Here is a 6,383-nt window from a genome sequence, read left to right on the forward strand (position 1 = left end):
CGGGCGCGGCACCGGTCTCAGACACGGACCAGCGCGCGCAGCTTGTCCAAGCGTGCCGGGCCGATGCCATCCACCTCGGCGAGTTGATCGACGCTGCTGAACTTGCCGTTGGCCTCACGCCACGCCACGATCGCCGCAGCGGTCACCGGCCCGATGCCCGGCAAGGTGTCCAATTGCTGCACCGTCGCGGTGTTGAGGTCGATCACGTCGCCGCGCTGTGCTGACGTCGGTTGTGCGGGCTTGCCCGGGGCAACCGGCGTTGCCGCGGCGGGCGAGCCGGAGCTCACCGAGCTGCCCAACGCGGTGGGCTGGCCTTTGGGCGGCGTGATCCCGACGACTATCTGTTCGCCGTCACCGACCTGTCGGGCCATGTTCAGCCCGATCGTGTCCGCCCCGTCCAGCGCGCCGCCGGCCGCCTTCAGCGCGTCGTCGATCCGGGCGCCGGGCGCCAACGTGACCAGTCCGGGGGTGTGCACCAGGCCAACCACGCTGACCACCACCGGTTGGCCGGGACCTGCCGACGGGCTCGCACTGGGACTGCGGCTCGACACCATTTCCACCGGGGGCAACCTGGCCGACACGATCGGCGCCGGCTGGTCGCGGACCAGGGTGAAGACGGTGATCAGCACCGCGACGGCGGCGATCGCCGCCAATGCGATGACGCCGGCGCGGCCCGGGTCGGCGCGCACCTTGGCCAGCCAGCCGGCGGTGTGTTGTGCCGACGCATCCGGAAGCCACCGCGGCAGCAACGAGTTCTCGTCGTCCCCGCCGTCGGCGTCGCCGGCCGGGTCGGTGTCGGTATCGGGTTGGGCGCCGAGTCGTCGGTGCAGGCGCTCGGCGGGCAGTTCTGTTCCCATGCGCCGACGGTAGGTCCGCCGACCCTCACCACCCGGCCCTCGCAGCGCGTCCCGACCCCGCGCTGTGGACCAACCCCAGACTGTGCACAACGACGCATGCTGCCGCTTCCGTGAGCAGCGGACACGGCTAACGTGGCAAGGCAGGACCACCGGTTCCAGCAACAGAGGAGATTGCCATGCAATTGGCGCTCACCGCGGATGAAGCCGCCTTCCGCGACGAACTGCGCACCTTCTACACGACGCAGATTCCGGCGGACATCCGTAAGCGGACCCGCCTGGGCTTGCCACCCAGCCGCGACGACATCGTCACCAGCCACAAGATCCTCAACGATCACGGTCTGGCGGTGCCTAACTGGCCCGTGCAGTGGGGCGGCAAGGACTGGACACCGGCTCAACACCAGATCTGGCTCGACGAGATGCAACTGGCCTCGGTGCCCGAGCCGCTGAGCTTCAACACCAAGATGGTCGGCCCGGTGATCGCCGAGTTCGGTTCCCAGGAGACCAAGCAGCGCTTCCTGCCGCCCACGGCCAATTTGGACATCTGGTGGTGCCAGGGCTTCTCCGAACCGGAAGCCGGCTCCGATTTGGCGTCCCTGCGCACCACCGCGGTGCGTGACGGTGACAGCTATGTCGTCAACGGCCAAAAGACGTGGACGACCTTGGGCCAGTATGCGGATTGGATCTTCTGTCTGGTGCGAACCGACCCGCAGGCACCCAAGAAGCAAGCCGGTATTTCGTTTCTGGTGATGGATTTGGACACCCCGGGGATCACAATGCGGCCGATCAAGCTGATCGACGGCGGTTACGACGTCAACGAGGTGTTCTTCGAGGACGTCCGGGTACCCGCCGATCAACTTGTCGGAGAAGAAAACCAGGGCTGGACCTATGCGAAGTTCCTACTGGGCAATGAGCGAACCGGCATCGCCGGGGTGGGCCGAACCAAAGTTCGCCTCGCTGAGGTCAAACAGCATGCCACCGACACCGGCATGCTCGGCGATACACTCTTTGCGGCCCGCCTCGCCGAAGCCGAAAACGAGTTACTGGCACTCGAACTCACCCAGATGCGGGTGGCGTCGGGCTCATCGGGCGGTAAGCCCAATCCGGCATCGTCGGTGCTCAAGCTGCGCGGCAGCCAGTTGCAGCAGGCGGCAACCGAACTGCTCGTCGAGGTGGCCGGGCCGGATGCATTGCCGTTCGAGGCCGGCGACGACATCACCTCCCCGGCGTGGGCGCAGCACAGTGCGCCGCAGTACCTCAACTACCGCAAGACATCGATCTACGGCGGCAGCAACGAGGTGCAGCGCACCATCATCTCGTTGACAATTCTCGGATTGTGAGTTAGGCCATGGACTTTCACTTAAGCGACGAACAAGTCTTGCTCCGCGACACCACCCGGGACTTGCTGTCGCGCAGCTACGACACGGAGAGTCGCAACAAGGTCGTCGGCACCGATCCGGGCTGGAGCCGCGAGGTGTGGGGTCAACTGGCCGACACCGGGATCCTCGGCCTGGGGTTCGACCCGGCGGAAGCGGGCCAGATCGAGATCATGGTGGTGCTCACTGAAGTCGGACGACGGCTGGCGCCCGAACCGGTGGTGCACGCGGCGCTGGGGCCGGGCGCCATCATCGCCGAACTGGGCACCGACCCGCAGAAGCACCTGCTGGATGAGGTCGCCGCCGGCCAGCGATTGCTGAGCTTTGCGTACCTTGAGCCCAAGGGTAGTACTGCGACGACAGCTGTGCAACAAGGAGATTCGTGGGCACTCAGCGGACGCAAGAACCCTGTGCTCGCCGGCGACTGCGCCGATACCCTGGTGGTCAGCGCTGCCTTGCCGGACGGCGGGACGGGACTGTTTTTGGTCGGCGGGGACGCCGTCACCCGGCACCCGTATCAAACGTTCGACGGTCAGCGCGGCGCCCAGATCGACCTGGAGCAGGCCGCCGGCGAGCCGCTCGGGCACGCGGTCGACGCGTCTGCGGCCATCCGTAATGCGGTCATCCGCATCCAGTCGGCGTTGTGCGCCGAGGCGCTCGGCGCCATGGAAGAAGCGCTCCGCCTGACCACCGACTACCTCAAGACCCGCAAGCAGTTCGGGGTGACGCTGAACACCTTTCAGACGCTGACCCAGCGCGCTGCCGACATGTACGTCTCGCTGGAACTGGCCCGCAGCATGAACCTCTATGCGGCGATGTCGATCGCCGACGGTAACCTCGATCCGGTGATCGCTGCACGGGCCAAGCTGCAGATCGGCCGGTCGGGTCGGCACATCGCGCAGGAGGCGATTCAACTGCACGGCGGCATCGGCATGACCGCCGAGTACCCGGTCGGCCACTACGCGGCCCGGCTCACCGCCATCGAGCACACGCTGGGGTCGTCACAGGACCAGTTGAGCGTCCTGATCGAGCACATCGGCGACTATCAGGTCGTCACGCTGTAGACGGGAGCACGCGGATGGCGGAACTCTCCGGACAGGTCGCCAACTAAGCATGACGAGCAGACACAGAATCGCATATTTCGAGTCCGAATTGTGCGATTCTGCGTCTGCTCGCCGGCGGCAAGCGCGCGATCCTTAGAACCCGAAGCCGATTTCGGCGGGGACGTCGCTGACAAAGGCAGCGTCGATGCGCTGCACGAGCCCGGAGTCCTTGGTACGCAACCGGCTCGCAGCGGCCAAGGTCGACGCGCGGTGCGCACCCAGATAAAGGCTGCCCAGCACGTCGAGATCCAACTCGATTTCAACGGCGGCGTCGGTCGGCGTGCAGAGGGCATGGCCGTCGCGGATCTCCAACGCGAATCGTCCACCGTCACCCCGGAATTCGTCAGACACCTCAAGCGCTGTCGAAAGGTCTGCGTGGTAGCTGCGGGCTTGCAGCGCGGCCGGGATGTCGATGATCCGCAGCCACAGCCCGTCCGTGCTCTCGGTGGTGCGGGCCAACCTGCTGTCGGTCAGCAGGTAGGGTACCGGGTCGGCCGGATGAGTACCGACAACAACGGTCTCCATCAGGTCCAGACCCAGCAGCGCCCGCCACAGCGCAACGTGCGCGTCGGTGGTCACCGCCTTCAGCTCACCCACCCGCACCACGCGCCGATCGTCGCGGTGCACCCGGTACAGCGCGTAGCCGTCGGGATGCAGAAACGCAAACCACGGGGTACCACCGCGGCGGGTGTTCTGCCGATCGGCGAGCAGCTCATCCCAGAGCGGTAGCGGCCGCGCCAGGCCGCCCGGGGTGCGCTGTCGCCAGCGGTCGTAAATCGCGGCGAATTCGTCGCGATGCTCGGCCGGTTTGACCGACCGGACCCCGCCCGGGTCGGGGGCGTCGATGTGGAACTGGGCAAACCGGCGGTCGATCGTCAGCTCGTGGTCGATCGTGGCCGGCCCGTAACCGAACCTGCCATAGATGCCGCCCTCGGTGGCCGTCAGGGCTGCCATCGGATATCCGGAATCGGCGATGCGCCGGTGCAACTCGTCGTACATCGCACGCAATATCCCGCGCCGGCGGTGTGTCGGCGCAACGACCACCAGACTGACCCCGGCCGTCGGCAGCACCGCCCCGCCCGGCACGGTGAGCTGCAGATCCAGATACAGCGCGTTGCCGACGACAAGGTCGCCGTCACAGACCACGACCGCGCCATCGGTCGCCATCAGAGCCCGCCACGCGGTAAACGACTCCGGATCGACCGACCACCCGAAACCGGTGGCGGCCAACACCGACATCGCCGGCCAGTCGTCATCGGTCGCGGTACGAACGGTCAGGTCGGTCACGAAACTCGACGGTGCCATAAACGCCGGCCCACCGCACCCCAATATGGTGGCCATCAGTGCGGCCCGAGGGGGCCGGCGGTTTGAGCCGTGGGGGAATCAGGGGGTAGGCGAACAGCGTGGTCAGGCGAGTGTCGGTGTCGTTTCGTAAGGTGCGTGGTATGTCGCAGCGCCGGTTTCGTCGGACACCTGGTGGGGTGTGCTCGCGGGGGCTGCCCCTGGTGTGGTGCCCGAAATATCGGCGCCGGGTTGTGGGTGGCCGGGTAGCGGCGCGCTGCGGGGAGCTGCTGGAGCAGGTCGGCGACGAGCACGGCTGGGAGATCGTGGCCCAGGAAGTGATGCCCGATCACGTGCACTTGTTTGTTCGGGTCGGCCGGACCGACGCGCCAGCGGCGGTAGTTCGGGCATTCAAGGGGCGCACCGCCGGTGTATTACGCGCCGAGTTCACCTACCTGCGACGGTTCGCGAAGGTGCTGTGGTCGCCGTCGTATTTCGCCGCCTCACTCGGATACGTCTGGGAGTCGACGGTGCGCGGCTACATCGAACACCAGTGGGATGCGGTGGCCGCGTGAGACGCGCGTATGTGTTGCGGCTTCGCCCGACCGCACGCCAGCACGTCGCGTTGGCGCAGTGCCTGGATGCGCACCGTGAGTTGTACAACGCGGCGTTGCAGGAGCGCCGGGAGGCCTGGTCGCACAGCAAGACCCGCGTCTTCTACGGGGATCAGTCGGCGCAGCTAAGTGAGATCCGCGCGGTGCGTGCGGATCAGGCGGTGTGGTCGTTCTCGTCTCAGCAGGCCACCCTGCGCCGGTTGACCAAGGCGTTCGACGGATTCTTCGGCCGGATCAAACGCGGCCAGACTCCCGGATACCCACGATTCAAGGCTAAGGTCCGCTTCGATTCGGTGGAGTGGCCCAAAGACGGTGACGGGGCCCGCTGGCTACCCGAACACAAACGCGTGTACTTACAGGGCATCGGTCAGGTGAAGGTGCATCTGCATCGGCGTGTGGCGGGTCGGGTGAAGACGATCCAGATCAAGCGTCAGGGCCGCCGCTGGATGCTGGTGCTCTCATGTGACGACGTGCCCACCAATCGGCTGCCGGCGACGGGTGGCCAGGTCGGTATCGACGTCGGGGTGGTGACGTACGCGACGCTCTCCGATGGCACCGCGGTCGCCAATCCGCGGTGGGCACGTGAGGAGGCCGGCCGGTTGGAGGTGGCGCAGCAGCGGCTGCAGCGCGCTAAACGTGGCTCCAATAACCAGGTCGCTCGCCGGGAGACGCTGGCGGCGCGGCACCGTAAGATCGCCAATCGGCGCAAGGACTTTCACCACAAACAGGCCCGTGAACTCGCCGCCCGTTACGACCTGCTGGTGGTGGAGGACCTCAAGATCTCGAATATGCTGCGCCGAGCGAAGCCCAAACCTGACCCGGACAACCCGGAACAGTTCCTCCCAAATGGTGCCCGAGCGAAGTCCGGGCTAAATAGATCAATCAGTGACGCTGGCTGGGGACAGTTCGTCTTGATACTGCGCGCCAAAGCGGAAGACGCTGGGCGCACCTGGATCGAGGTAAACCCCCGGCACACCTCCGACGGGTGTGAGTGCTGCGGTCATGCAGCACCCGAGAATCGCGTCAGCCAAGCCGAATTCGTCTGCCAACGCTGCGGTCACACCGCACCGGCAGACGAACATGCTGCTCGCAACATACTTAGGGCTGGACTGGCCCTACACGCCGCAACCGCGGCGTAAAAGAAGCCGACGGCTT

The 6,383-nt window shown here is 66.3% G+C and carries 6 protein-coding genes; 4 read left to right on the top strand and 2 right to left on the bottom strand.

Annotated elements, in window-relative coordinates:
• Positions 1-17 precede the first annotated feature (17 nt).
• Positions 18-857, bottom strand: coding sequence for a ComEA family DNA-binding protein (locus ACRDTL_RS04660; RefSeq protein ID WP_431505546.1), 840 nt, complete (start codon positions 855-857; stop codon positions 18-20).
• Between the two features lie 176 nt (positions 858-1,033).
• Between ACRDTL_RS04660 and ACRDTL_RS04665 the strand changes: the two genes are divergently transcribed.
• Both ACRDTL_RS04665 and ACRDTL_RS04670 read left to right on the top strand, forming a co-directional pair.
• The gene (locus ACRDTL_RS04665) at positions 1,034-2,194 is read left to right on the top strand and encodes an acyl-CoA dehydrogenase family protein (protein WP_431505547.1); all 1,161 of its coding nucleotides are present in this window, start codon (positions 1,034-1,036) and stop codon (positions 2,192-2,194) included.
• 8 nt (positions 2,195-2,202) lie between these two features.
• On the top strand, positions 2,203-3,294 hold the full coding sequence (locus ACRDTL_RS04670) for an acyl-CoA dehydrogenase family protein (RefSeq protein WP_431505548.1): 1,092 nt from the start codon (positions 2,203-2,205) through the stop codon (positions 3,292-3,294).
• Positions 3,295-3,426: 132 nt separating this feature from the next.
• Here the strand turns inward: ACRDTL_RS04670 and ACRDTL_RS04675 are convergent, their stop codons facing one another.
• A complete protein-coding gene (locus ACRDTL_RS04675) occupies positions 3,427-4,638 on the bottom strand; it encodes an enhanced intracellular survival protein Eis (RefSeq protein WP_431505556.1) in 1,212 nt (403 codons plus the stop codon).
• Positions 4,639-4,778: 140 nt separating this feature from the next.
• Between ACRDTL_RS04675 and tnpA the strand changes: the two genes are divergently transcribed.
• Both tnpA and ACRDTL_RS04685 read left to right on the top strand, forming a co-directional pair.
• Positions 4,779-5,189 (top strand): IS200/IS605 family transposase, encoded by a 411-nt coding sequence (gene tnpA, locus ACRDTL_RS04680; RefSeq protein WP_431505549.1) that lies wholly within the window; start codon positions 4,779-4,781, stop codon positions 5,187-5,189.
• Positions 5,186-6,367, top strand: a complete 1,182-nt coding sequence (locus ACRDTL_RS04685; RefSeq protein ID WP_431505550.1) for an RNA-guided endonuclease InsQ/TnpB family protein — start codon at positions 5,186-5,188, stop codon at positions 6,365-6,367. Before tnpA ends, ACRDTL_RS04685 begins: the two co-directional genes overlap by 4 nt.
• The last annotated feature ends 16 nt before the right edge of the window (positions 6,368-6,383 follow it).

It is taken from the genome of Mycobacterium sp. (assembly GCF_050700595.1).
GTDB lineage: Bacteria > Actinomycetota > Actinomycetes > Mycobacteriales > Mycobacteriaceae > Mycobacterium.

Bases quoted from the DNA above. Each gene is read 5' to 3' on its own strand.
- ACRDTL_RS04660 (WP_431505546.1), bottom strand. From the start codon at position 857: ATGGGAACAGAACTGCCCGCCGAGCGCCTGCACCGACGACTCGGCGCC.
- ACRDTL_RS04665 (WP_431505547.1), top strand. From the start codon at position 1,034: ATGCAATTGGCGCTCACCGCGGATGAAGCCGCCTTCCGCGACGAACTG.
- ACRDTL_RS04670 (WP_431505548.1), top strand. From the start codon at position 2,203: ATGGACTTTCACTTAAGCGACGAACAAGTCTTGCTCCGCGACACCACC.
- ACRDTL_RS04675 (WP_431505556.1), bottom strand. From the start codon at position 4,638: ATGGCACCGTCGAGTTTCGTGACCGACCTGACCGTTCGTACCGCGACC.
- tnpA (WP_431505549.1), top strand. From the start codon at position 4,779: ATGTCGCAGCGCCGGTTTCGTCGGACACCTGGTGGGGTGTGCTCGCGG.